The organism is Desulfoscipio gibsoniae DSM 7213 (genome assembly GCF_000233715.2).
GTDB classification, from domain to species: domain Bacteria; phylum Bacillota; class Desulfotomaculia; order Desulfotomaculales; family Desulfallaceae; genus Sporotomaculum; species Sporotomaculum gibsoniae.
Window position 1 is genome coordinate 2,697,659 of record NC_021184.1, and the last position, 24,836, is coordinate 2,722,494.

The 24,836-nt window shown below is 50.7% G+C and carries 25 protein-coding genes; all 25 read right to left on the reverse strand.

What is annotated here, in order from left to right; all coding sequences use genetic code 11:
• Positions 1-36 precede the first annotated feature (36 nt).
• On the reverse strand, positions 37-978 hold the full coding sequence (locus DESGI_RS12730) for a shikimate dehydrogenase (protein WP_006521797.1): 942 nt from the start codon (positions 976-978) through the stop codon (positions 37-39).
• 86 nt (positions 979-1,064) lie between these two features.
• Positions 1,065-1,595, reverse strand: a complete 531-nt coding sequence (locus tag DESGI_RS12735) for a YqeG family HAD IIIA-type phosphatase (RefSeq protein ID WP_006521798.1) — start codon at positions 1,593-1,595, stop codon at positions 1,065-1,067.
• A 120-nt stretch (positions 1,596-1,715) separates the two neighbouring features.
• Positions 1,716-2,321 (reverse strand): molybdenum cofactor guanylyltransferase, encoded by a 606-nt coding sequence (gene mobA, locus DESGI_RS12740; RefSeq protein WP_006521799.1) that lies wholly within the window; start codon positions 2,319-2,321, stop codon positions 1,716-1,718.
• A 330-nt stretch (positions 2,322-2,651) separates the two neighbouring features.
• Positions 2,652-2,852, reverse strand: a complete 201-nt coding sequence (locus DESGI_RS12745) for an FmdB family zinc ribbon protein (RefSeq protein ID WP_006521800.1) — start codon at positions 2,850-2,852, stop codon at positions 2,652-2,654.
• 52 nt (positions 2,853-2,904) lie between these two features.
• Positions 2,905-3,075, reverse strand: coding sequence for a 4Fe-4S binding protein (locus DESGI_RS12750; protein ID WP_006521801.1), 171 nt, complete (start codon positions 3,073-3,075; stop codon positions 2,905-2,907).
• 97 nt (positions 3,076-3,172) lie between these two features.
• The gene (locus DESGI_RS12755; RefSeq protein WP_041284886.1) at positions 3,173-3,940 is read right to left on the reverse strand and encodes a helix-turn-helix domain-containing protein; all 768 of its coding nucleotides are present in this window, start codon (positions 3,938-3,940) and stop codon (positions 3,173-3,175) included.
• Positions 3,941-4,080: 140 nt separating this feature from the next.
• The gene (gene ablB, locus DESGI_RS12760) at positions 4,081-4,935 is read right to left on the reverse strand and encodes a putative beta-lysine N-acetyltransferase (RefSeq protein WP_006521803.1); all 855 of its coding nucleotides are present in this window, start codon (positions 4,933-4,935) and stop codon (positions 4,081-4,083) included.
• A 229-nt stretch (positions 4,936-5,164) separates the two neighbouring features.
• Positions 5,165-6,391 (reverse strand): lysine 2,3-aminomutase, encoded by a 1,227-nt coding sequence (gene kamA, locus DESGI_RS12765; protein ID WP_006521804.1) that lies wholly within the window; start codon positions 6,389-6,391, stop codon positions 5,165-5,167.
• Between the two features lie 505 nt (positions 6,392-6,896).
• A complete protein-coding gene (locus DESGI_RS12770) occupies positions 6,897-8,618 on the reverse strand; it encodes a peptidoglycan D,D-transpeptidase FtsI family protein (RefSeq protein WP_006521805.1) in 1,722 nt (573 codons plus the stop codon).
• A gap of 60 nt (positions 8,619-8,678) precedes the next feature.
• Positions 8,679-9,911 (reverse strand): peptidase U32 family protein, encoded by a 1,233-nt coding sequence (locus tag DESGI_RS12775; RefSeq protein ID WP_006521806.1) that lies wholly within the window; start codon positions 9,909-9,911, stop codon positions 8,679-8,681.
• Between the two features lie 21 nt (positions 9,912-9,932).
• Positions 9,933-10,982: an endolytic transglycosylase MltG gene (gene mltG, locus DESGI_RS12780; RefSeq protein WP_006521807.1), complete on the reverse strand. Its 1,050-nt coding sequence runs from the start codon at positions 10,980-10,982 to the stop codon at positions 9,933-9,935.
• A 149-nt stretch (positions 10,983-11,131) separates the two neighbouring features.
• Positions 11,132-12,811 (reverse strand): VanW family protein, encoded by a 1,680-nt coding sequence (locus DESGI_RS12785; protein ID WP_006521808.1) that lies wholly within the window; start codon positions 12,809-12,811, stop codon positions 11,132-11,134.
• A gap of 84 nt (positions 12,812-12,895) precedes the next feature.
• The gene (locus DESGI_RS12790) at positions 12,896-13,192 is read right to left on the reverse strand and encodes a DUF1292 domain-containing protein (RefSeq protein WP_006521809.1); all 297 of its coding nucleotides are present in this window, start codon (positions 13,190-13,192) and stop codon (positions 12,896-12,898) included.
• A 167-nt stretch (positions 13,193-13,359) separates the two neighbouring features.
• Positions 13,360-13,776, reverse strand: a complete 417-nt coding sequence (ruvX, locus tag DESGI_RS12795; RefSeq protein ID WP_006521810.1) for a Holliday junction resolvase RuvX — start codon at positions 13,774-13,776, stop codon at positions 13,360-13,362.
• A gap of 59 nt (positions 13,777-13,835) precedes the next feature.
• Entirely contained in the window at positions 13,836-14,780 is a 945-nt protein-coding gene (locus DESGI_RS12800) for an aldo/keto reductase (protein ID WP_006521811.1), read from the reverse strand.
• Positions 14,781-14,807: 27 nt separating this feature from the next.
• The gene (locus DESGI_RS12805; protein WP_006521812.1) at positions 14,808-15,062 is read right to left on the reverse strand and encodes an IreB family regulatory phosphoprotein; all 255 of its coding nucleotides are present in this window, start codon (positions 15,060-15,062) and stop codon (positions 14,808-14,810) included.
• 123 nt (positions 15,063-15,185) lie between these two features.
• Entirely contained in the window at positions 15,186-17,822 is a 2,637-nt protein-coding gene (alaS, locus tag DESGI_RS12810) for an alanine--tRNA ligase (protein ID WP_006521813.1), read from the reverse strand.
• 331 nt (positions 17,823-18,153) lie between these two features.
• The gene (locus DESGI_RS12815; RefSeq protein WP_006521814.1) at positions 18,154-19,200 is read right to left on the reverse strand and encodes an AI-2E family transporter; all 1,047 of its coding nucleotides are present in this window, start codon (positions 19,198-19,200) and stop codon (positions 18,154-18,156) included.
• 56 nt (positions 19,201-19,256) lie between these two features.
• Positions 19,257-19,469 carry a hypothetical protein gene (locus DESGI_RS12820; RefSeq protein ID WP_006521815.1) on the reverse strand — a complete coding sequence of 71 codons (213 nt, stop codon included), beginning with the start codon at positions 19,467-19,469 and terminating at the stop codon, positions 19,257-19,259.
• A gap of 29 nt (positions 19,470-19,498) precedes the next feature.
• Positions 19,499-19,672 carry a YrzR-like zinc ribbon domain gene (locus DESGI_RS25190; RefSeq protein WP_006521816.1) on the reverse strand — a complete coding sequence of 58 codons (174 nt, stop codon included), beginning with the start codon at positions 19,670-19,672 and terminating at the stop codon, positions 19,499-19,501.
• A gap of 331 nt (positions 19,673-20,003) precedes the next feature.
• Positions 20,004-21,116: a tRNA 2-thiouridine(34) synthase MnmA gene (mnmA, locus tag DESGI_RS12825; protein WP_041285451.1), complete on the reverse strand. Its 1,113-nt coding sequence runs from the start codon at positions 21,114-21,116 to the stop codon at positions 20,004-20,006.
• 33 nt (positions 21,117-21,149) lie between these two features.
• Positions 21,150-21,518, reverse strand: coding sequence for a Fe-S cluster assembly scaffold protein NifU (nifU, locus tag DESGI_RS12830; RefSeq protein ID WP_006521818.1), 369 nt, complete (start codon positions 21,516-21,518; stop codon positions 21,150-21,152).
• A 115-nt stretch (positions 21,519-21,633) separates the two neighbouring features.
• Positions 21,634-22,857, reverse strand: coding sequence for a cysteine desulfurase NifS (gene nifS, locus DESGI_RS12835; RefSeq protein WP_006521819.1), 1,224 nt, complete (start codon positions 22,855-22,857; stop codon positions 21,634-21,636).
• 26 nt (positions 22,858-22,883) lie between these two features.
• A complete protein-coding gene (locus tag DESGI_RS12840) occupies positions 22,884-23,330 on the reverse strand; it encodes an RrF2 family transcriptional regulator (protein ID WP_006521820.1) in 447 nt (148 codons plus the stop codon).
• Between the two features lie 121 nt (positions 23,331-23,451).
• The gene (locus tag DESGI_RS12845; protein WP_041285452.1) at positions 23,452-24,771 is read right to left on the reverse strand and encodes a replication-associated recombination protein A; all 1,320 of its coding nucleotides are present in this window, start codon (positions 24,769-24,771) and stop codon (positions 23,452-23,454) included.
• Positions 24,772-24,836 lie beyond the last annotated feature (65 nt).

Consider the following 24,836-nt stretch of genomic DNA (forward strand, 5'->3'; position numbering starts at 1 on the left):
ATATATGCTTAATATATACCTAATATATACCAAACCTTAAACGCCGGCCTGCCGCTGCAATGCATGCTGCATTACCCCAAGGGGGGCCGTCAGGCCGGTCCACGCCTCCAGGGAAAGAGCCCCCTGGTGCAATAGCATGCCCAGGCCGTTGGCCGCCGCCGCACCGTTACCGGTCGCCCTGGCCATAAACGGTGTCACGGGCGGGTTATATACCAGATCGTAGGCCAGCTGGCCGCTGCCGGGCAGCCCCGCGGGCAAGGGCCAATCACCCCCGCTTTTGCCCGACATGCCCAGCGGGGTGCAGTTGACCACCAGCGCAGCCCGCCGGACAAATTCCGCCAGGTGGCGGTTACCCGAATCCCACTCCAGGACCTGTACTTTAAAGTTTGTTTTAACGGCTACGTAGTCGGCCAGCGCCCGGGCCCGGTCAAGATTGCGGTTAACCAGGGCCAGTTCCGGGCACCCCGCCTGCACCAGGGCTATCACCACAGCCCGGGCCGAGCCTCCCGCCCCCAAAACCAGGGCCGGGCCCCGGGAGGGGTCATGACCATAGTCTTTTCGCAAATCTTTTATAAACCCGGGGCCGTCTGTATTATGTCCGGTCAATCTGCCCTGCCGGTTGACAATGGTGTTTACCGCGCCATACAGAGCAGCCGTTTCCGTCAGCTCATCCAGATAGGGGATAACGGCCTCTTTATATGGTACTGTAACGTTAACCCCGGCTATACCCAGCGCCCGCAGACCCGCCACGGCCTGCACCAGGTTTTCCCGCCCGGGGCTGAAGGGCACGTATACGCCGTTTAATCCCAAAGCGCGGAGCGCCGCATTTTGCATGGCCGGTGAATAGCTGTGGCTCACCGGGTTACCGATAATGCCGTATACAAGGGTTTCACCGTCGATTTCCATATTGCCGGAGGTCACGCCACCTGCCGTCACACCTTGACCGGCAACCTCTTCACCAGCTTTACCGTAAACCAATCACGCGTAACCCCCTTCATCTACCTGACAAAATGTTTATCCTTGCATGATTCACTAAAATGACGATTAATCATTGACTTCAACCTTTACCTAACATAATACTGTTTATCTTTATGGGATACCAGGCGGGATATGCGGGCCAGCACCACTTTCTCCAGGCGCCGGTTGATTAACTTGGTAACCCAGAATTCTTTGCCGGGCATGGGCACCACCAGTATGGTAAACATACCCAACCTGTTCCCGCCCCAGATATCCGTAAATATCTGGTCGCCCACGACCACGGTTTCCTCAGGTGTGGCATCAAGCAATTCCAGGGCACGCCTAAAAGCCTGGCGCATGGGTTTTACCGCCCTGACCACGCAGGGTATCTTAAGCGGTCCGGCCAAGGTGTTTACCCGGGACGTGCCGTTGTTGGAGACGATACACAATTTAAAACCTTTCTGCAGCATGCCGGTAAGCCACGCCTTTATTTCAGGGGAAAACTTATCCCGGTCCCGGGGTACTATAGTATTATCCAGGTCCAGCAATATGGCAGTAATGCCTTGTTTCTGAAGTTCTTCCGGATTAATGTCCAATATTGAGGGAACATACATGTTGGGATAAAAAATACGCAACATTTAAATCTCCTTGGCTGTTAAAATAGCACACAATACCAACCCGTATATTGTAACCTTTTTTAAATTATAATTTCAACACCAGGCATTACCTGATACCCTATAATTGTGCTTACAGGTCCACTACAAGGCACTCCATAATTGTGCTTTTTTTAGGTCCTCAGGTGTGTTTAAATTTAAGAAAACCCTTTCCAGGTGTGGTTCCACGGACGACATTTCTTCTTCCTCAATGTACCTGACTCTAAAATCTTCATACAAGCGGGTTGTTTTATTCAACCCCTGGGTCAAGCGCTGTTCAATAATTTCAATGCACCCCTTGCCGTATATTGTACACAGCGGCTCGGGATATCCCCGGTAGCGGGGCACCACAACATCATAATCCGGTGCGTACCGGATCATTAAACGGATCAGCGGAGCACTGATAAACGGCATATCGCAAGCCGTCACCAGCACCCATGGGTGGGCGGCCCGCACAAGTCCGGCGTGAATGCCACTCAACGGGCCATGGCCGGGCATAATATCTTTGGTGGTTTTATCCCCATACTTGGCATACATTTCAGGGCGGTCGGTCACTATCAGTATTTCATCCACCAGCGTTCTTAAAACACCGGTAATGCGCTCTATTATGTAATACTGCCCCACTTTCAGCAGTGCCTTGTCGGTACCCATACGGGCGCTTTTACCGCCCGCCAGTATTGCCGCAGAGATACCTGTCGCTTGATGTAACAACGGGATGCCCAACTCCTATCAGTAATAATTATCGCTGTTTTAATACATTATAATCTGTACTTTGGTGTATTGCTGACTGAGCTTGCAGTACAAAAGCAAATAAGATTAAAATAACACTATACAATTTATTCTACATATTATCGCAATTACCCTTTCATTTTCAATTTTCAGACTGGACTCTATAAATTTAATGAGAAAATGGTTACCAATGCTTTAAAATTATGGAGCATGCTGATGATTGAAAAATCTATTTTCATGAGAAGGTTATGATTAAATAATCATGGTTGTTAGGCAACAAAAAACCGGCCCACGGCCGGTTTATTATATTCCTCAGCCACCGCCAAATCCACCGCCGGTGGTCGGCATATCACAACCGCCACCGCCGCCGGTTCGCACTGCACAGCCCGTGAACAGTTGCTCCACTTTTTTACCGGCGCAGTTGGGGCAGGTAACCTTATCTTTATCACTGATACTCACCAGCACGGTGAATTTGTGCCCGCACTGGGCACAGCGAAAATCATAGGTAGGCATTTTAAATCCTCCTCCGGCGAAAATACATTACTGTAATGTCGGTATTAATAGTTTAAATAGTAATTGCCCCGTTGGGGCAGGCAAATACACACTCCTCGCACTCATCACACAGCATGCTGTCCACACTGGCTGTTTTGACCAGCACAGCTATAGCCCCATGGGGGCACATCTGCGCACACACCCCGCACCCGATGCACAAAGCCTTGATAACCCTGGCAGCCATACAATTACTCCTTTACCTTCTATATGACTATATTTTAATATATAGATGTTTATTTTGACAAGTAGCTAATTAGGCAATGAGCAAGAATGCTGCGTGATCAGGAGATTTCTGATCTTTTGAACAGCTGGATAAAATTTAAAATAAACTGCAATTCCTTTTCATTGAGATTGCACACCAGATTTAAAATTGCCTGTACATTGGGATGCATCAGTAGTTCCCGCAGTTCCGGGTTCATTAAGCTTAACATTTGGTCCACTGCACCAGGCTCCATGATAAAGTAACATGGGGAAACCCCCATTACTTCGGATAGTTTTTCCAGCGTTTTTAAAGAAGGCTGTACTTTGCCGTGTTCTATTTGGCCGATGAGACCTGCGGTAACCCCGGCCAGATTGGCCAGCTGGGCCTGGGTGAGACCGTATTCCTCCCGCAGCGCCTTTAATTTGTGACCCAGTGAGCCCTCCTGCCCCATAATGGAAGACACGGACACCTCCAGGCCCTCGGCGATGCGTTTTAAGGTGCTCAGGGCGGGGAAAACAGCACCCCTTTCTATTTCACTCAAATAAGAAAGGGATATTTCCGCACGCTGGGCTAAATCCTGCAGGGATAAATTTTTTTCCGAACGCAGCAGTCGAATTTTATCCCCCATGGATAGTCCCGTATCGGTAACATCCCCTTTAATTAGCTGAGTTTTGGATACATTCAGGGCAGCGGCAAGTTTATCAATAGTTTTAAGAGAAGGTCTCTTGGAACCCCTCTCTATTTCGCTGAGATACGAAAGGGACAGATTGGCCCGTTTGGCTAAATCTTGCAGTGTGTAGCCACGTTCTTCCCGCAATGCCCGAATTTGTTCGCCTCTCACTATCATCATAGACACTCCCGTATTAGTGCAAATTAGTACAATTATCTCTATATAAAGGCAACATTAGTATTACTATTATCCTACTATAATACAGCTAATTAGTCAATCTGCACGGGAGAAGGTATCTTTTGTTGTTGCGGTTATTGTTAGCAGCAATATTTGACCCAGATATTCATATCCTCATAACCCCCACTGATGTGACAGTTATTGATCAGCGTACCCCTGAACCGGTAGCCCAGCCGGTGGAATACCAGGTTCATACCGTAGGAGGAAGCCCTGGCCAGACTATACAGGCATTTTATTCCCTTGCCCAAGCACTCCTTTTCCAGTTCACTAATTATACCAAGCATAAAACCGGCACCACGGCTGGCCGGTAATGTGGCACAGTTGGTAATTTCCGCATTGCCGTTGGTCCAGTTTACTTCGGCCGCAGCCACGCTTACTATGCTCTGCCCGTGTTTTACCGCTTTGAATAGTGCGGTTTTGCCCAGAACGGCGGTCAGGTAATCGGGTTGATCTACCGGGCTGGGATAAGTGGCAAACACTTGTTTAAATACGCTGGTTAAGGCGGGTATGTCCCGGGTGGATGGAGTGCAAAACTTGTGGTCGGGCGGCAAAGGAGCGGGGTTTTGTTTTGACCGGCCGGTAATGTGTTGGATTTGCTCCAGGTATTTGTGCAGACTGGCGCTGCGGGCCCGGCGGTCGTCCAGGTAAGCTGTGAGAAAATATGCCGTGCATCCATTAAGATAGCCGTCAATCCAACCTTCCATGGCAAATCCCTGCCTTTTTAAATCATAATAGTGCTCTTCCCGGGCTGGAAAAATAATTTTTTCCAGCCCGTAAGCAGTGCAGGTGTCGGTAATAAACCGGGTCAGTGACCCGGCATTGCCGTATGCATAGTCACTGACCCAGGCTCGCTTGCTGAAGTCGTCTATAAGCATATTAACGGTAAAATCTTTACTTTCTTTAAAAATAACAGGTTGCTTTTGCGGCGCAAACATTTATAACCTCCCAGCTCAATTATCAAAATCTAATGGCACTTTTCAAGTAAATTACATATAATAGTCTAATCCTAATAAAGTCTGTTCGAATAGTCCGCACGAAATCCATTTCGATTTTCTTCGTTGGCTCGGCTTCTGCGGTACGCACTTGTTTTTGAATAAGCTCCGTTTCCAAAGCCTACATTTTCAAACAAGCTCTAATAGTTAAACGGTAATCTAATCCAAATAGTTAGCCGGCAACTTTTTTAGCAGGATGGATTTTCATGACCACTTCCCGGTCTTTCATCAACCCGGCCGGTCCAAGGCTGGTCTTCCCCTTTTGCTTCCGGCATTCTTCACACTGGCAATCCCCTTTATGATACGCTGCCGGTTCGGTATAGGAATATATATTACCTTCAAAATTGCGCAATACCACTTGGTCATCCGAGCGGGATATCAGGTACTGGGGCAGCACGGGAATTTTGCCTCCACCCCCCGGCGCGTCTATAACATAGGTAGGTACGGCCAAACCGGTGGTATGTCCCCGCAGGTTTTCCATGATTTCGATGCCCTTGCCCACCGAAGTACGGAAATGTCCTATGCCCCTGGACAAATCGCACTGGTACAAGTAGTAAGGCCTCACACGAATGGTCATTAGTTTTTGCAGCAACCTTTTCATTAAGTTGGGGCAGTCATTGACTCCCCTCAGCAATACCGACTGGTTGCCCAGCGGTATGCCGGCGTTGGCCAGGCGCTCGCAGGCTTCCCTGGACTGGGGAGTGATTTCCTTGGGATGATTAAAGTGGGTATTAATCCACAGCGGGTGGTATTTTTTCAGCATATTGCATAGCTCGGGGGTGATCCTTTGGGGCAGCACCACCGGCATCCTGGTACCAATACGGATAATTTCCACATGCTTGATGGCCCTGAGCCTGCTGATGATGTATTCCAGATTGTCATCAGACAAAGTCAGGGGATCTCCGCCCGAAATCAACACATCCCGCACTTTTTTATTATTCTGGATATAAGCAATAGCCCTGTCCACCTGGGCTTTGGGTAGTGCCCGGTCATTACCCCCGGCCATCCGCCGCCGCGTGCAGTGACGGCAGTACATGGAGCACTGATCGGTTACCAGAAGGAGCACCCGATCAGGATAGCGGTGGGTGATGCCGGGTACCGGCGAATCCACGTCCTCGTGCAGCGGATCGCTCATATCAGCATCATCATGGTTAAGCTCGTCAACCACTGGCACAGCCTGCCGCCTGATTGGACAATCCTTGCTGCCGGGATCCATCAAGCTTGCATAATACGGGGTAATAGCCATGCGAAAGCACTTTAGACAGCGATTGATCTCATCTGCTTCACCATCCGTTATTTTCAACACCTGCCGCAGCTTTTCCACGCTGGTAATCCGGTTGCGCAGCTGCCAGCGCCAGTCGTTCCAATCCTCAGGTGCTACATCTTTATAAATAACCATAAATACCTCCTTGGGGTCAGGCTTTAACTTTTTTAAACTAACTATATTATCCAGATAAACAGATAACTAGAAATTATACTCTAGCAGACATGCATATATGGTTAATTCCTTATCGTCAGCTATAGCCTGCCTATCCAGTATTACCAAATTGCATATACCTCACTTACGCATACATAGAGGTCAAATTCGGTAATTGGAAGATTAAATGTATAACGTAAATACAGCGGAGATCACACAATAAAATAACGATTCTCAAATAATCTAAGTATTTTTCACTGTTTTAAGTTACTATGTAACCCAGGCCCGGTTCATAGTTTAACATTTACGAATTTACGATTAGGTGACAACTTATTATATCTATATGAGTTGCCATAATGCAAATGGAAAATCCCTATATATTACAGCATTTAGTTGCCTTTAATAGTGTAGCCTTAAATATCCTTTATCTAACGGCAACTAACGGCAACTAAATGCCTTATTCTAATAATATAATACCTCTGTCACTTCATTTAGGTAATAAGGTAACCTCCATGCTCCGGGCCGCTATTTCACGAAATACCGGCGCAGCTGTGTCACCGCCGCTTTTGCCGCCCTGCACCAGCACGGTGATGATATACCGTGGGCTGTCGGCAGGCACGTAACCGGTAAACCAGGCATCCACCTTATCATCGTCATACCCGTCTACCTGGGCTGAGCCCGTTTTACCAGCACTCCCAACACCTGGTAGAAAAGCTTTTTGCCCCACACCCGATTCAGTAACCCCGCGCAATAATGCCTGCAGTTGGACGGCCGTAGCAGGAGAAATCGCCTGTTCCGGCCGGCCGGCGCTATATTGCTGCACCAGGCGGCCACTGTGATCGCTCAAACCGGTTACCAAACGTGGTGTATAGTATATGCCGCCACTGGCTATAGTGTTCATCATCGCCGTTACCTGCACGGGCGTAACCAGCACCGGACCCTGGCCGACACTGCAGTTGGCCAAGCTATACGGCTCAGCAATCAGCGACAAATCCTGTCTGGTGTCAGCCGGTACAGGGTAACCGGTTATTTTTTGTTTATCCAGCCCAAGGATTGCGGCATATTTGATGATAGCATCGGCACCCAGTTGTTGCCCGATTTCCACAAAGGTAGGGTTACAGGACTCGGCAAAGGCCTGCTCAAAACTTATGAGGCCATGCCCTGCAGCGTTCCAGCAGCGTACCGGCCGGGCAGCAGCACCGGCGCAGTTAAAAACAGTGGCCGGTTGCACCAAGCCCTCTTCCAAGGCGGCTGCGGCCAGCACTACTTTAAAGATTGAGCCGGGCTGGAACAACGCTGTGCAGTGATTTACAAACAACTCCCCGGGCATTTCGTCTATCGTAGACACCGCCTGAAAAAACTCGGGATGATAGCCGGGCCGGCTGGCCATAGCCAGTATATCACCGGTACCTGCCTGCATCACCACCACCGCCCCGGTGGCAATTTGCTCATCCATGACGTCCTCCACAATGCGCTGTATGTTCCCGTCAATGGTAGTAACTACGTTCAGGCGACCGGGGTCACTGTCCGAGCTTTCCACCAACAGCCCCGGTCCTTCGATTACCCTGCCCAGGGCATCTACCGGCACCCTGGCCCAGCGCTTGGCCAGAGTTCCCTTCAGCTGCTGTTCATAGAAATACTCCAGGCCGGACTGGCCCACCCAGTCACCCAACAGATACGCCTTACTGCCCGCGCCTTGCATTTGCTCAAACTGCTCCCGGCTGGATATTTTACCAATGTGCCCGGTTATGTGCACAGCCAGCGGCTTATCGCTATAACGCTGGTATACCGGCAGTAAATATACCCCCGGCAAATCAGTATTTTGTAACTCTGCACAGGTGCCGGCACCCAGCGTTCTGTCAATATAAAAAGCGCCCCGCTGCGCCCGGTCTTTCAACTGGTTTACGTTAACATTTAAAATATCAGCCAGCTGCTGTAAACAGTGTTCTTTTTCATCCATCAGCGCGGGGATAACCGCCACTCGATTGGCATAGTAACCACCGGTCAGAGAAAGTCCCTGCCGGTCAGTTATTTCCCCCCGGGCAAATTGTTCCAGGGCTATTCCCTGGCTCCCTATTTGGAAGGCTTGCCGGGCATATTTATAGCCCTGGGCCAGCTGTATTTGATAAAGGTGAGCTAAAACCAGCCCAAAGGCCAGCACGATAAGCCAAAAGGAAGCTACCATACGGCGCCGGCGTTTCGGCAGCAAAAATAAAACCCCTTTCCAAGAAGCACCATTATTAATATGGTGACCCTTGGTACAGGGGTTTTATACATGTTCCGCCCGGCGCAGCAGCGACATTTGTGGTAACGGGCGCGGCCAGGGTAGGTATACCGTCTGGCGCGGGTGCGGTGCCGCTTCCAGGGAATTTCCTTCCAGATCAATAATCTCAGTTACTTCCAGGGCGAATGTTTCCCGCCCCGGGGTCAGAATTTCCAGCGTCTCCCCCCGCATAAACCGGTTGCGCTGCTCCAACAGCAGCACACTTCGCTGTTCGTCATAGCCCAGCACCACGCCCACAAATGTATACGGGCGCTGGTAGATGGAATAAACAGGCGGGGTTTCCCCCGGCCGGATGCCGGTTATAAAACCGGTGGTATATTCACGGTTGCTTACTTTGCTTATTTCCTCCAGCCATTCGGGTCGAACGCAATAATTATCCGGGTCTGCCCAGTAGGCGTCCAGCGCCTGGCGATAGACTCTAGTGATGGTGGCTACATAGTGAATGCTTTTCACCCGACCCTCAATTTTAAAGGACGTTACTCCGGCCTCAACCAGACCGGGTAGGTGTTCCAGCAGGCAGAGGTCCCGTGAACTCAGTATATAAGTACCCCGGTCGTCCTCCATGACCGGAAAATATTCCCCCGGTCTCTTTTCCTCCACCAGTTGGTATTTCCAGCGGCAGGACTGGGCACAATCTCCCTGGTTGGCGCCTCTGCCCGTCATGTAATTGCTCAGCAGGCAGCGCCCCGAGTAGGAAACACACATGGCCCCGTGCACAAAGACCTCCAATTCCACACCGGTATGGCTGCCTATGGTTTTAATTTCCTCCAGGCTAAGCTCTCGCGCCAGCACGATACGTTCTGCCCCCAACTCTTCCCATAACCGGGCGCTGCGCCAGTTGGTAGTATTGGCCTGGGTGCTGATATGTATCTTTAAGTTCGGTGCCAGTTCCCGCACCAGGGACAGCACTCCCGGGTCGGATACAATAACCGCGTCCACTCCCAGGCCGGCCAGTTCACTTATGTATGTGGGCAGGGCCTCTATATCGCGGTTATGAGCAAAAATATTCAAGGCAACGTAAACCCTTACCCCCTGGCTATGGGCATATTTCACCGCCCTGGCCATAGAGGTTAGGTCAAAGGTAGCCGCGGCCGTCCGCAGGCCAAACCCCGTACCCCCCAGGTAAACGGCATCGGCCCCGTAAGCTATGGCAAATTTAAGTTTTTCAGGGCTGCCCGCCGGTGCCAGTATTTCAGGTTTTATCAAACTGCCAACCAAACCATCATCCCCATTTTTTATTTACTGGTATTTTTGCACATTGGCATTGTGAGCGGCCAGTGAGCTGGAAAAGGCATGCGTACCATCGGGCTTGGCCACGTAATAAAGGTAATTGTTATTCTCAGGCTGGATAACCGCCAGCATCGAAGGCCAGCCGGGGTTGGCGATGGGGCCGGGAGGAAGCCCGTTGATCTTGTAAGTATTGTATGGTGAATCCACTTGTAAATCTTTATACAACAGCTTCTCTTTAGTCTCACCCAGGGCGTATTGCACTGTGGCGTCTATCTGCAGGGGCATGCCCAGCTGCAGCCGGTTGAAGATCACCCCGGCGATGCGGGGCCTTTCCGAGGCCACCCGTGCCTCCCGCTCCACCATGGAGGCAATAGTTACAGCTTCGTGCAGCGTCAGCCCCCTGGCTTCGGCCTGCCGGACATAGTCATGTTCCTCTATCACCTGGCCGAAATTTTTCAACATCATTTCCACAATTTTATCGACACCGGTTTGCGAGCCCAGGTAATAGGTGTCCGGGAAAAGATAACCCTCCAAACCCCACTGGCTTACGGGAACTTGCTGCAAAAAGACGGGCTGCCGTAAGCGGTCAAGGGCCTGCAAGAAAGCATCCCGGTCGGCAATCCCCTGCTGTTGTAATAAATCAGCTATTTGAACCACTGTATAGCCTTCGGGTATAGTTATTTTAATCCTGTCCGGCGGCCCCTTGGTTAGCATCCCGATAATTCCCGACACAGGCATGGCGGTGCTCAATTTATATACACCGGGCTTCATAGCCCCGTCCAACCCCTGTACCCGGGCATATAAACGAAAGGCCCTGGCGCTGCGAATTACACCTTCTTCCTCCAATATGGCGGCAATTTGGACTGTAGAAGCGTTTTGGGGCACTGACACTGAAATTTCCATCGCCTTTTGCACATTAACGGGCATTAAGGAGTTCCGCAGCACCAGCCCGCCCAGCAGCAGCAACAACGCAAGGACAACCAACATATTTACCGGGCGCCAAACAAATATATAATGTCTTCTTCTGTCACACTTACCTGTTAAATATTTATAAGACATACTACAGCCTTTCTGTTTTGTGCTTCACTTTGTTTTGTTACCGATTTTAGTAATATTATACACTATTCTATTAATGATACAGACTGGGTAAAATAAAGAAAAAATTACTTATCGGATCATAAGAGATTATCCTTTTCCCCTATGGCCGTTCAACTTTCAACTTTCAACACCCGGTACCAGCTAGATGGCACCGGGTCGGATACCCGGCCGGGTATTGCAACGGTCGCCGGATCAGGTACCGTTTCGGTTTCAGGCGGCGAGTCGTCGCACTCTATATCTTGATCATTACTGTTCACGGGTGGCTCCCCAAGATCATCTGAGTTGCCGTCATCGGATACCGATGGTGCCGGATCGACACCCTCACCCGAGTCCCCGTTGTCGGACACCGGCGGTGATGGTTCATCAGTTTCACCGGGGTTGACCGGAGTAACGGCACTGTCAGGCGGCACTACCACGGAAGGTTTAACCTGGCCGGTGCCCACCGCCACAATGCGGTTAACAGGGTGGTAATAACTTACCGGCAGCTGCTCAGTCACTTTTTCACCGTTTTTCCATACGTATCTGACTGTGTTTACTTTAAACCCATTGTTACCCTTTTGCTTGACCACCTGCTCCCCGGTTGCCAAATTAGGGTCTTTTTCATAGATGATTTGCTGCTTTATGGTTTCAGTCACCCAGCTGGCCACCTCCACCCGGGGGGCGGTCTCTACGTTGCCGTATATTTTAATGATCAAAGTGTTACCTTCCACCAGCGAGCTGATATAAATATAGTTTTCCTGATTGTTGACAAACCTGAAGTCAATGGCTCCATAAACCACGGTGGCGTCCTGTCCCATGGGCACATAGGCCACCGGCAGCGTGTGATTATTGCGCTCGGCTATCTTTAAATCGGCCAGCAGCACAGCATTGTAAAGCGTGGAGGAAACCTGGCAGACACCACCGCCCAGACCCTGAACAAGTTCGTTATTGACTATGACATTGGCATTTTTATAACCGGCCTCCGAGCTGCGCGGTCCCACCACCCGGTTAAATGAAAAATCTTCCCCGGGAGCCAGCAGCACCCCGTCCAGGGCGGCAGCGGCTACTTTGATATTGTATGTACGCCCCGCCTGCCCGGCATCAAATTGTGTGGCGTACCTGGCAATACGGCCGTTGATCTGCATAGCCTCTATGTCTTCGGTGGTGCGCTGGGGCTGAATAGTTAATAGCGGCAATTCCACCACACCAACCTCGTCGTCATTACTATCCCCTTCTTTTCCGGCTGCATCCTTCATCAATTCGCTAACTTCCCTCTCCAGCGCGTCAAAGTCTATACTGGTGCCTGATTGGGCGGGTACTATTTCAACCTGATCAGCAGGGGTGATCCGAAAGCCTGCATTGACCGGTTCTACGATTATATCGCCCGCTTCGGCCACGGTCTTTTTTTCCAGCACACCCCGGTCAACAGACATTTCAGGCTCAATATGCCTGCCCTCATGTTTTACCTGGCGCTGCTCACGCCACTGGTTAATGATTGAGCCGGTGTGTCCGAGGGCTACCGCTTTTTGCAGCGTTTTTTCCACATCCAGCGCTATCCCCAGTGATCCGGCTTCCATAGTCCAGGTATTGTCCGCGTGCTTGAGGACTACCGGGGTATTAGCCAGTTTTTCCTCCATTGAAGCTAATTGTTCACGGGCCTGTTCCCGGGTCAGCCCGCCCAGGTTTAGACTACCCGCATATACACCGGGAATAATTTTATTGTTCACTGCAAAGGAAGCGCCCGAAAAGCTGAACATGACGCCGGCCACAATCAAAACAATGGCACCTATTAATAAAATAATTCGACGCACCGGATAGCCTCCCTTTTAAAAAAATAATAAAGCTGGCTACGAATGTTATTATTCGTCCAGCTTTATAGCTATTGATTATTGAAATTAATGGTCATCCTCATCTGCTTCCAATACCTCCATGCAGGCGTCTCTAACCTTTTCCCATTCATCATCATCAATTTCCACCAGTATATCTTCGCCGTCTTCGTCCTGTTCTATTTTTAAAACAAACGCGTCCCCGTCACCTTCGTCGTCCGGGTCCTCTACATCTTCCTCATCATCTATCAGGGGTACCACAATAGCGTATCTGTTTCCATCCAATTCTACGATATCATAAATCATAACATCGTGCTCGTTGTTTTCCTCATCAACTATAGTAATAATTTCATCCTGTTCAGGCAAATAATTCACCTCTTTCCATAAGTTAGGGCTATTCTATATAAAAAAATGAAAAATGTCAATAAAACGACTGTTATTATTGATTACTATAAATTACTATGCCCGTTCACACCGGCGTTATGCTCATTATCAACAGAATTTAAATCACTGGACGGACAATATATTCTTTATCACCCGGCGTGGGCGTCCAGATACCCCTGCAGTATTATGGAGGCGGCCATTTTATCAATTACTTTACGGCGTTTGGATCTGCTCACATCCGCACTGATCAGCAGGCGCTCCGCTGCCACAGTGCTGAGCCGTTCATCCCATGTTTCTACAGGCAGTCCCAGGTGGCGGTGTACTTGATCCGCAAATGCCAGCACCTTTGCCCCCTGGGCACCGGTGGTGCCATCCATATTACGGGGTAATCCCACCACTATTTTTTCCACTTCATATTTTTGCGCTATTGCCTTTATTTTATCCAGGTCTTTTTCCAAACCCGCCTGGCGAACTATCGTATCAACACCCTGGGCCGTCCAGCCCAAAAGGTCGCTGACAGCAATGCCTATTTTTCTATCGCCAAAATCTATGCCCATAATGCGCAAGTTTTATTCAACCTTTCATAAGCAAAATAGCATGCCGACACTGGCATCACTGTCAATCATCAAATCACTTTGATGCAAAAATCAGGGCATACTGATGCGCAGTAACCGCACAATCTACATAGCTCCATGTTTACCCGGGCCCGTCCATCCACAATGGCCAGCGCCCCGGCAGTACACCTTTCCACACACTGGCCGCAGCCCCGGCAGTAATCCTCCACGTGCAGCCGGCGTTTTTTTCCTTTCAGCTGCTCTACCAGTTTCTGATCGGGCATGATACCTGAAAACTTGCTGACATTATATTTAATTTCCTCCGGGGACTGCATACCTACGGCCACCGCGGTCAGCCCGGGCACAGCCAGTATAAAATCCATGGCGCTATCCATTTCAGGTATCAAATGACCGCCCCCCAAACATTTCATGCCGTAAATACCTTTGCCCATCATAGCGGCAAAGGCAATGGCATCCAGCATATCCCTAGCCCCGCCATCGGCAATGCCGATGCCGGAACGGTTGATCAGGGGATGGATAATATCAAACTCCGGAATGGACGCGGCGGCCCGCACCCCCGCCACGTAATGGGTAGAGATGCCGATGGCTCTGACCAGTCCCTTTTCCCTGGCCTTAACCAGGTATTCTACCGCCTCCCAGTGCCCCTTGATGGTAAAAAGTGATTCCTGTTCATGCAATAAGAAAATATCCACGTAATCCCGGCCCAGTTCCTTAAGGCATTTATACAGGCTTTTTTGCATTTCCGGCCCGGTGGGCGCGTATGATTTGGACGCCACAACCGCATCCGGAAAGCCCCGTATAGCCTCTTTAATATAGGGGTAGCAGCCGTATATTTCAGCGGTGTCCATAAAGTTAACCCCTAATTCCAGAGCCTGGCGTATGAGCCCGGCACCGGCTTCAACATCCAAACCCCTTTGCAAAGGTCCTATGGTCAGGGTGCCGAAGCAAAGCCGGGATACTGTTATTTCAGTATTACCCAGTTTTTTGTACTGCAATGTTACACGTACTCTCTTTCGTAGCTCTTAAGAAGCCAGATATTTTTTAACCAGTTCCTCAAGCAATTCATCCCGCTCCAATTGCCGAATTAAACTCCTGGCATTGTTGTGGCTGGTTATATATGCAGGATCACCTGACAATAAATACCCTACAAGCTGGTTGATAGGATTGTATCCCTTTTCCTTGAGCGCTGCATAAACCTGGAGCAGGATTTCCCTGGCTTTGTTTTCTTCAGCCTGGACCTTGAACATGACGGTATGCTCAGTTGATTCCCTAGACATAAGAAATACCCCCCAAAATATTTACCCAAACCGTATTGTAAAGTTGGCAGGGTATACTTTTATTATAATGTCGCCCGATATATAAAAGCAAATAATGGTTTTAAATTTCTTGCTTACCGGCCATTAATTGGCCGCCTGCTTGGTTACCAATGCATACACTTTTTCCAGTGCATTATCCAGTCCGGCGGGATCCTTGCCCCCGGCCTGGGCCATGTCCGGCCTGCCGCCACCGCCACCACCGACCAGGGGGGCGATTTCTTTGAGTATTTTGCCGGCGTGCAATCCCCGTTTCACCAGGTCCTTACTTACTCCCGCCACCAGGTTAACCTTGCTCGTGGCCGCAGCACCCAGTACAATAACCCCGGAACCCATTTTATCCCTTAACAAATCCAGCATGGCCCGCAGGCTGTCCATGTCGGAAGCATTGGAACGGGCCGACAGTACTTTAATACCTTCCACCTCTTTGGCGGCATCCAGTATGCTTTGCACCTCATAACGGGCCAAGCGCGCCCGCAGTGTCTCAGTTTCCTTTTCCATGCTGCGCAAATCCTGCACCAGCGTTTCCACCCGGTGTACCAGTTCATTGGCCGGTGCCTTTACCGCCCGGGCAATCAGGTTAAGCTGCTCCTCTTTGGCCCGCAGGTAGTCCATAGCACCCTGACCGGTGACCGCCTCCACCCGGCGCAAACCCGAACCAACGCTGCTCTCGCCCAGCAGTTTGAACATACCCACCTCGGCGGTGGATGCAACGTGGGTACCGCCACACAGTTCCAGGCTAAAGTCCCCCATTTTTACCACCCTGACCCTGTCCCCGTATTTTTCATCAAACAAAGCCATGGCTCCCATTGCCCTGGCCTCATCCAAGGTGGACTCCACAGTTTGTACCTTTAAATTATTTAAAATGGCTTCGTTAACCATTTGTTCCACCCGTTCCAGCTCATCAGGGGCAATGGCGGCGAAATGGGTAAAGTCAAACCGCATCCGGTCCGGGGCCACCAGTGATCCCGCCTGGTTAACATGCTCACCCAGCACCTCTTTGAGGGCTTTATGCAACAGGTGGGTGGCCGAGTGATTGCGGGCGATATTCATGCGCCGCCTGGCGTCAACCTGCACCGTAGTTTTATCATTGACCCGAATAATTCCGCCGAGTACCCGTCCCCGGTGCAGGTGCAGTCCTTCCACCGGCCTGGTCACCATTTCAACAGCCACCTCGGTGCTCTCCGCGTTTATCCTGGCATGGTCGCTCACCTGGCCGCCGGATTCAGCGTAGCAGGGGGTAATATCCAGTACCAGTTCAACCTCCTGGCCGGCCTCGGCCTGCTCCACCTGGCGGTCATCAACAAAGATTGCCTTAATAATGGATTTGCTGGACAGGGTTTCATAGCCGACAAATACCGTCTCGCCGGTCTGTTCCAGTAATTTTTTCAAATGGGCAGCCTTTTCGGATATATACTCGGTTTCCTGCCGGGCACTGCGGGCCCGGTTGCGCTGCTGCTCCATGGCCCTGGTAAAACCTTCCTGATCAACCACCAGGTCATTTTCCCCGGCGATTTCCTCGGTTAATTCCAGGGGGAAGCCATAGGTATCGTACAGCCGGAAAGCTTGCTCACCATCAATGTAATTCCGTCCTGCCTGCCTAGCTTCCTGGATGAGCCTGCTGAGCATATCTGTGCCTTGAGCCAGGGTTTCCCCAAACCTTTCCTCTTCGGTTCTGATCACCCTGGTGACCAGCTCCCGGTTTTTCACTAAATCTTGATAGGTGTCGCCCATTTTATCGATAACCGCTCCGGCCACCCGGTACAGAAAGGGTTCAGCCACGCCAAGCACCCGGCCAAAGCGCACGGCCCGGCGCAGCAACCGGCGCAGCACGTAACCCCGGCCCTCATTGGAGGGCAAAGCGCCATCGGAAATAGCAAAGGACACCGCCCGGGAATGGTCGGCTATCACCTTTAGCGCCAGGTCGATGTCATCGCTGGAACCATAGCGATTGCCGGTCAGTTCCCCGGTAAAATCCATAATATCCCGCAGCAGGTCGGTATCAAAATTAGTTTTTACATTTTGCAGCACCGAGGCCACCCGTTCCAAGCCCATGCCGGTGTCGATACCTTTATTTTGCAGAGTTGTGTAGTTGCCCTCTTCATCACGGAAAAACTGGATAAACACCAGGTTCCATATTTCCAGGTAACGGTCGCAATCACAGCCTACGGCGCAATCGGGGGAACCGCAGCCCCGTTCATTACCCTGGTCATAGTAAATCTCAGAGCACGGGCCGCAAGGGCCCACCCCTATTTCCCAAAAGTTAGTGTCTTTGCCCATGCGTACAATCCTGTTTTCCGGGATGCCCACATCTTCGCGCCAAATTCCATAGGCTTCATCATCATCTTCGTATATGGTTATCCATAGTTTTTCAGCCGCCAGCCCCAGGTGTTCCGTAACAAACTCCCAGGCCCAGTTGATGGCTTCCTTCTTAAAGTAATCGCCAAAGGAAAAGTTACCCAGCATTTCAAAAAAGGTATGGTGCCGGGCAGTGCGCCCTACCACATCTATATCGGGTGTGCGCAAACATTTTTGACAGGTGGTGGCCCGGGTCACTTCAGGCTTGGCCGCGCCGGTGAAATAAGGTTTAAAGGGCACCATTCCCGCCGCTGTCCACAAAATACTGGGGTCATTATGGGGAATTAAAGATGCGCTGGGTAATATTTTGTGGCCTTTGCTTTCGAAAAATTTAAGATACTTTTCTCTTATTTCTTTGCCCGTCAAAGTAATACCCCCTCGAATTGCATGTTGTTAATAATATCGGGTAGCAAAAAAGCCTTCCTTCCCCGGCCAGGGACGGAAAGGCTCCGCAATACCACCCTGATTAACAATTTCCCGGCACTGGGAAATTGTGCTCTATCAAAACAATAACGCTGTTTGGCGGCGAAATTTAAGTTATTTCAATCTCGCATGGCAGGAAAGGGATTTTTTGCAGCGTGCACGGTGCTTGGATTCGCCCTTTTCCCATATTTTTACGGTATTGATATGCGCTATAATTATACAAAATTAGCACAAATCATGTCAAGAAGTGCAGCCTATTGGTATAGTCATTGCACTACGAATTATATTCTGGCCAGAGTCTTTCCATGGCAAAAAGAGTAATGACCCTTAAAACAGCAGCTACGGGCACGGCTAAAATTAAACCGGTGAGCCCGAAAAGCTGCCCCCCGGCCAGCAGCACAAGAATTACAAACAACGGGTGCAACCCCACCCGGTCCCCCAGTATTTTGGGAGAAATAATACTGGCCTCAACCTGCTGTATCACCACAAAGGCAATGATTACCTTTATTACCATCCACTTGGAAACCAGCATGGCCAGGGCGATAGCGGGTATGGCTCCGATAAAGGGGCCAAAGTAGGGAATCACATTGGTAATACCGGCGAATATGCCGAGCATCAGTGCAAATTCCATATTAAAAAAGGCCATGGCCAGGCCGGTCATAACACCTGTAATTACACTCACCAGCAAGTAACCCCGGATAAAACTGTCCACCACCCGGCTAACTTTACCGCCCAGGTCCAGCACATCCTCCCTCCACCGGGACGGGATGAACAGGGCTGCCCGCTCGGTGAACATTTCCACATCCTTGAGCAAATAGTAGGCGAAAATCGGGGCCAGGATAATGTTAAAAACATAACCGGCCAGGCCGATGATTATTTGCACCACTTGTTCCGCCATTTGCACCAGCATTTGTTCCAACCAGGTAATGCGCTCGTCTATGATTCGGCGCACGGCATCGGGAATACCGGCCCGGGCATACTCAACCTGCAGCGATGCCGTAAATTCCTGTACCTGAGTGGTATAGCCGGGCACCACATCCACGATCATATATAGCTGAGCGATAATATGCGGCATACCATGCAATACCAGTCCCGCCACTATAATGAGCATTGCGACATAAATAATTAATATGGAAGTAGTCCGGGATGTACCCCGGCTCTCCACCATGCGCACTAGAGGGTGTAAAAGATAAGCCAGTACCACCGCCAGCAGAAGCGACAAAAAGATGCCCCGGATCAGGTAAATAAAGTACAGTAGCATAACCACCAGCAGCAATTGTAAAACCACTTTAAAATTTGGTTTTTTGTGCCACCATGACATACCGTCACCACCCAACAAAAAAGTGAGGATTGATTTTCCCCACTTTTATTGCTCGCTCATTTCCTTTTGATCAAACCACTTACGGTGCGGGATACTTCCTTTATCATACGGTCGGTAGTCCGGCGAGGATATCTCCGCCGGATTTTACTCAGGTCAAACATACTGGCATTAAACTTACTGGCTGGCTTGCGCTGCGGTGATTTGATCATTGACATAACAGCGCCTAAAACACTACCGGTGATCAAACCACGCCAAAAACCACGCTGCATAAATTTTCACCCCCCATAATTATAGACCGTTACAGGAGCATTTCGTTTTGGGGATCAAAGGCCACCAGGCTACCGTCCTCCGCTACCTCGTAGATACTGACCCCTTCTTTATTCATGCGGTATTCCACACAGCAATCCCAGCAATAATACTGGTCCACACCCACCTTGCCGGTGGCTTTACCGCCGCATACCGGGCAGTGCAAACTATCGCCTCCTATAAAATCTCCGTAATTTAATTATGCCCATTTCTTTTAAATAAAATGCCCGGTGATTGATGATTTTCAAAGCAAAAACCCGGCGCCTAACTGGTGCCGGGTGTTGAAAGGTTGAAAGTTGAAAGGTTGAAAGTCGAAAGTTGAACGGTCATAGAAGGAAATGGATAATGTGCTGCCTTCGCGCAGCTACCCAATAGTTAACTTTTACCGTAGTAATTGCTAAGTTCCGCACTGATTACCCGCTATCTTTATACGCTGTCTTTATAGCAATCGTGATGCAACGCGAAATGAGGGTTTAATAAGCACAGTATACATCTGATTATTCAGATATTGCAGTTAGTTTAGGAAAGTTTAAGCCTGACCCCAAAATGGTACCTCCGCCCAGCAGGTAGTCATCGCGGTAGAATACCACGGCCTGGCCCGGTGTGATGGCCCGCTGGGGGGTGGCAAAGTCCACTTGCACCCGGCCGCCCGGCAAGGGAGTGATAGTAGCGGGGGCGGGTTTGCCGTTGTAGCGGATTTGGGCCTGCACTTGCTCGGGGCCCGTTATGCCGGCTATGGATACGAAATTCAAGTCATCAGCCACCAGGGTTGCTCTATCAAGTGCCTCCTCCGGGCCCACTATCACGGCGTTGCGGGAGGGGTCGATATCCACCACGTATACCCGCTCGCCCATGGCCAGACCCAGACCCCGGCGCTGGCCGATGGTATAATAGGCAATGCCCTCATGCCTGCCCACCTCCCGGCCTGCCAGATCAAGAAAAGGACCGGGCTTTATGGCGCCGGCGTCCACATTTTCACGCAAAAAGTTGCGGTAGTTGTTGTCGGGCACAAAGCAAATCTCCTGGCTTTCGGGCTTATCGGCCACTTTCAGGCCTCGCTCGGCGGCCATGCTGCGCACCTCGTCTTTGGTGTATGCGCCCAGCGGCATCAGTGTGTGGGCCAGCTGCTGCTGAGTCAGGTTATAAAGAAAATAGGTTTGATCCTTGCGGGGATCCCGGGCTTTTTTTACAGTATAGCGGCCGGTACTCTCCTCGTGTCCGATCAGAGCATAATGCCCCGTAGCCAGGTAATCGGCACCCAGAGCCAGGGCTTTTTTCAGCAGCGACTCAAACTTGATTATACGGTTGCATACTATACACGGATTGGGTGTTCTACCAATCAGGTACTCCCGGCAAAAGTTTTCCACCACCGATTGCCGGAATAAATCATAAAAGTTAAGCACGTAATAAGGTATATCCAGTTTATTGGCCACAGCCCGGGCGTCTTCCACCGCGGCCAGCGAGCAGCAGCCCACAAAATCCCCGGCCACTTCGGTGCGACCGGGGTCCCATATCTGCATGGTGGCACCAATAACCTCATAACCCTGTTCAATTAAAATAGCGGCGGTGACAGAGCTGTCCACGCCGCCGCTCATGGCCACTAGTACCATTTTCTTTTCGTTACCCAAGGTATCACCTGCAATTTATTTTTGCTTGCTCCGGTAATCTTCAATAGCGGCATGCAGAGCGTCCGCTGCCAGATTGGAACAGTGCAATTTCTTTGGGGGAAGACCGCCCAGGGCCTCAGCCACAGCTTTATTGCTCAGCTGCAGCGCTTCCTCAATAGTTTTGCCTTTAGCCATTTCCGTAACCATGCTGCTGGTGGCAATGGCGGCCCCGCAGCCAAATGTTTTAAATTTAATATCGGTTATCACTTCATTGTCAATTTTGAGGTATATTTTCATAATATCCCCGCAGGTGGGGTTACCAACCTGCCCTACTCCGTTGGCATCGGAAATTTCGCCCACATTGCGCGGATTCTCAAAATGATCCATAACCTTATCGGTGTACATACCCCGCATCCTCCCCAAATATTTTTCACCGGCGGTAAAACCTTTATACCCGGTTAAGTGTTATTTTATCGCCAACATTGATGACATGATTAAGTAACATACATCAGCACTACCTTTATCTGTGGCAGGAACTGCTGACTTTGCAGGCCGCGCAACTGCTCTCCATGGCAAATTCGTTTTCCTGATCCAGCGGCGACATGGCCCGCAGGCGCTCCACTATGGGCGGCATTATTTCCATAAAGTAATCGATATCCTCTGCCGTGTTATCCCTACCCAAAGTTATCCGAATGGAACCGTGGGCCATTTCATGGGGAATACCCATGGCCAATAGCACGTGGGATGGCTCCAGGGAACCCGAAGTACAGGCCGACCCGCTGGATGCCGCAATACCCTTCATATCCAGGCTGAGCAGCATGGACTCACCCTCGATAAACTCAAAGCAAAAACTGGCATGGTTAGGCAGACGCCGGGTGGGATGACCAGTCAACCGCACATTAGGAATCTTGTCCATAACCTCCTTAATCAACTTGTCCCTCAAACCGGCCAAGTAAACCGATTCCTTTTCCAAATCCTGCACAGCCAGTTCACAGGCTTTACCCAGAGCAATGATACCGGACACATTCTCGGTACCGGCCCTGCGCAGCCTTTCCTGGGCGCCGCCATGGAACAGAGACTGTCTCCAACGGGTGCCTTTGCGAATATACAACGCACCCACACCTTTGGGACCGTATATTTTATGCCCGCTAATGGAAAGTAAATCCACGCCCAGCTCATCCACGTTGACCGGGATTTTACCCATGCTTTGCACAGCATCGGTATGGAAAGGAATACCCTTTTCCCGGGCCAGCGCGGCCAGTTCTTTAATGGGTTGAATAGTGCCCACTTCGTTGTTGGCATGCATAATGGAGATTAATATTGTTTTATCTGTAATGGCGTTAGCCAGGTCTTCCACGCTGACCATGCCGTATTTATCCACCGGCAAAATGGTAACAGTGAAACCCTGTTTACCCAGTGCCTTAAATGTGTTGATTACAGCGTGGTGCTCCACGGCAGAGGTAATGATATGGTTGCCGCGGTTTTTGCTGATCATGGCTACGCCATGGATAGCCATATTATCAGACTCGGTACCACCGCTGGTAAAAACGATTTCCTCGGGCCTTGCACCGATGGCACCTGCCACCTTCTCCCTGGCTTCCTCCAGCGCCTTGCGCACCTGGCGCCCGAAGTAATGCAAACTGGTGGGGTTACCAAAATTATCCTTTAGATAATCCAGCATTACCTCTACAACTTCCGGGCGAACCGGCGTTGTAGCACTATGGTCGAAGTATACTCTGCGCACCGCTATATTTCCTCCTTTTGGCTTTATTACATTAGTTCTTGGGCATTTTTATTACTTAAGTTCTCGGCATCGCGCAACATGTCAGCCAGGCTGATGGAATCCATTACCTCGGCCAGTCTGTCCCGCACCTTGGTCCAGACCACTCTGGTAATACAGAATTCAGCCTGGTCGCATTCCGCCGGCTCAACTTCACTGACACAATCAACCGGCGCAATGGGTCCCTCCATGGCCCTTATTATATCACCCACTGTTATGCTGCCCGGATCCCTGGCCAGTATATAACCGCCCTGGGCCCCGCGCACACTCTTAACCAGGCCGGCCTTGCGCAAAATAGCAATTAATTGTTCCAGGTAATTGTCCGATATATTTTGACGCTCGGCCACCGTTTTCAGCGGGATGGGTTCGGATCCATAATGCTCTGCCAGGTCAAACATGGCCTTCAGCCCGTAATGCCCTCGTGTGGACAGGCGCAATTTCCCACCCCCCATTAATTCGCACCATTTAACTCGGAATTATTTTAAAGATATCTTAGCATTCCGATCGGAATTTGTCAATAACGGGGTCAGACTTAAACTTTCCTAAACTTTCAACCTTTCAACACCCGGCACCATTTTTGATGTCTTGCAACCGCTGCCATAATGCCTTTTCCCGTTCCTGCTCCGACGGCCGGTAAAATTGTGCATTCCGCATATTATCCGGCAGATACTGCTGCTTTACCCAATGGTTATCGTAATCGTGCGGGTAAAGATATTCCCGCCCGTGCCCTAATTTTTTAGCTCCGCTATAACTGGTGTCCCGCAGGTGCAGGGGTACCGGGCCGGCCTTTTCATGGCGCACCGCCTGCAGCGCGGCTTCAATACCCAAATAAGCAGCGTTACTTTTGGGTGCCATGGCAATATATAAGGCAGCCTCGGCCAGTATAATCCGGGCCTCGGGCATACCGACCCGCTCCACAGCCTGGGCCGCTGCGGCGGCCACCACCAGGGCCTGGGGATCGGCCAAGCCAATATCCTCTGCAGCGTGGATCATGATGCGGCGGGCGATAAAGGCAGGGTCATCACCGGCATATAACAGCCGGGCCAGCCAGTACAAAGTGGCCTGGGGATCTGATCCCCGCATGCTTTTAATAAACGCAGACGTAACATCATAGTGTTCATCGGCCCTGTTAAACTGGATCACCCGGTTCTGGCAAACACCCTGTACCACTTCACTCGTTATCCGCCGCTGCCCATCTTCGCCGGGCGGGGTGGTCAGCACGGCCATCTCCAGTACATTTAACGCTGCCCTGGCGTCACCGTTGGCAAACCCGACGATCATTTGCATTACATCACCGGGCAGGTCCACCCGGTAGCCGCCCAGACCCCGCTCCTCATCCGCCAGTGCCCGGCGCACAATGCTAGCCAGCGCCTTAGGGGACAGCGGCTCCAGCCGGTAAAGCAAAGAGCGGGAAAGCAGCGGGCGATTAACCGCAAACATGGGATTTTCGGTAGTGGAACCGATGAGAATAACTATGCCATCCTCCACAAAAGGCAGAAGTGCATCCTGCTGTGCCTTGTTGAAGCGGTGGATTTCATCAATAAAAAGCACGGTGCGCCGGCCATACAAAGCCAGGCGGTCCCGGGCCTGGTCCACTACTTTGCGAATGTCCGCCACCCCGGCCATAACAGCGTTTATTTTTTCAAAATGCGCACTGGTCATACCAGCAATGATATGTGCCAAAGTGGTCTTTCCGGTGCCCGGCGGGCCGAAAAATATCAGTGATTGTAAACCGTCATTTTTAATCAGCTGCCTTAACGGCCGCCCGGCACCCACTAAACTGCCCTGTTCCTCAAATTCTTCCAGCGTACGGGGCCGCATGCGCACGGCCAGAGGTGCCGTGCGGCTCATTTGACGGCGCGCGGCTTGTTGGAACATATCTTCCACAATTACACCCCCATTAAAAAAGCCAGGAACATCCCGTCCCTGGCTCGCTCGGTTAT

Bases quoted from the DNA above. Each gene is read 5' to 3' on its own strand.
- DESGI_RS12815 (WP_006521814.1), bottom strand. From the start codon at position 19,200: ATGTCATGGTGGCACAAAAAACCAAATTTTAAAGTGGTTTTACAATTG.
- nifU (WP_006521818.1), bottom strand. From the start codon at position 21,518: ATGTACACCGATAAGGTTATGGATCATTTTGAGAATCCGCGCAATGTG.
- DESGI_RS12745 (WP_006521800.1), bottom strand. From the start codon at position 2,852: ATGCCTACCTATGATTTTCGCTGTGCCCAGTGCGGGCACAAATTCACC.
- DESGI_RS12750 (WP_006521801.1), bottom strand. From the start codon at position 3,075: ATGGCTGCCAGGGTTATCAAGGCTTTGTGCATCGGGTGCGGGGTGTGT.
- mltG (WP_006521807.1), bottom strand. From the start codon at position 10,982: ATGTCTTATAAATATTTAACAGGTAAGTGTGACAGAAGAAGACATTAT.
- ablB (WP_006521803.1), bottom strand. From the start codon at position 4,935: ATGTTTGCGCCGCAAAAGCAACCTGTTATTTTTAAAGAAAGTAAAGAT.
- kamA (WP_006521804.1), bottom strand. From the start codon at position 6,391: ATGGTTATTTATAAAGATGTAGCACCTGAGGATTGGAACGACTGGCGC.
- mnmA (WP_041285451.1), bottom strand. From the start codon at position 21,116: ATGGTACTAGTGGCCATGAGCGGCGGCGTGGACAGCTCTGTCACCGCC.
- DESGI_RS12805 (WP_006521812.1), bottom strand. From the start codon at position 15,062: ATGTCTAGGGAATCAACTGAGCATACCGTCATGTTCAAGGTCCAGGCT.
- DESGI_RS12755 (WP_041284886.1), bottom strand. From the start codon at position 3,940: ATGATAGTGAGAGGCGAACAAATTCGGGCATTGCGGGAAGAACGTGGC.
- DESGI_RS12845 (WP_041285452.1), bottom strand. From the start codon at position 24,771: ATGTTCCAACAAGCCGCGCGCCGTCAAATGAGCCGCACGGCACCTCTG.
- DESGI_RS12735 (WP_006521798.1), bottom strand. From the start codon at position 1,595: ATGTTGCGTATTTTTTATCCCAACATGTATGTTCCCTCAATATTGGAC.
- DESGI_RS12820 (WP_006521815.1), bottom strand. From the start codon at position 19,469: ATGCAGCGTGGTTTTTGGCGTGGTTTGATCACCGGTAGTGTTTTAGGC.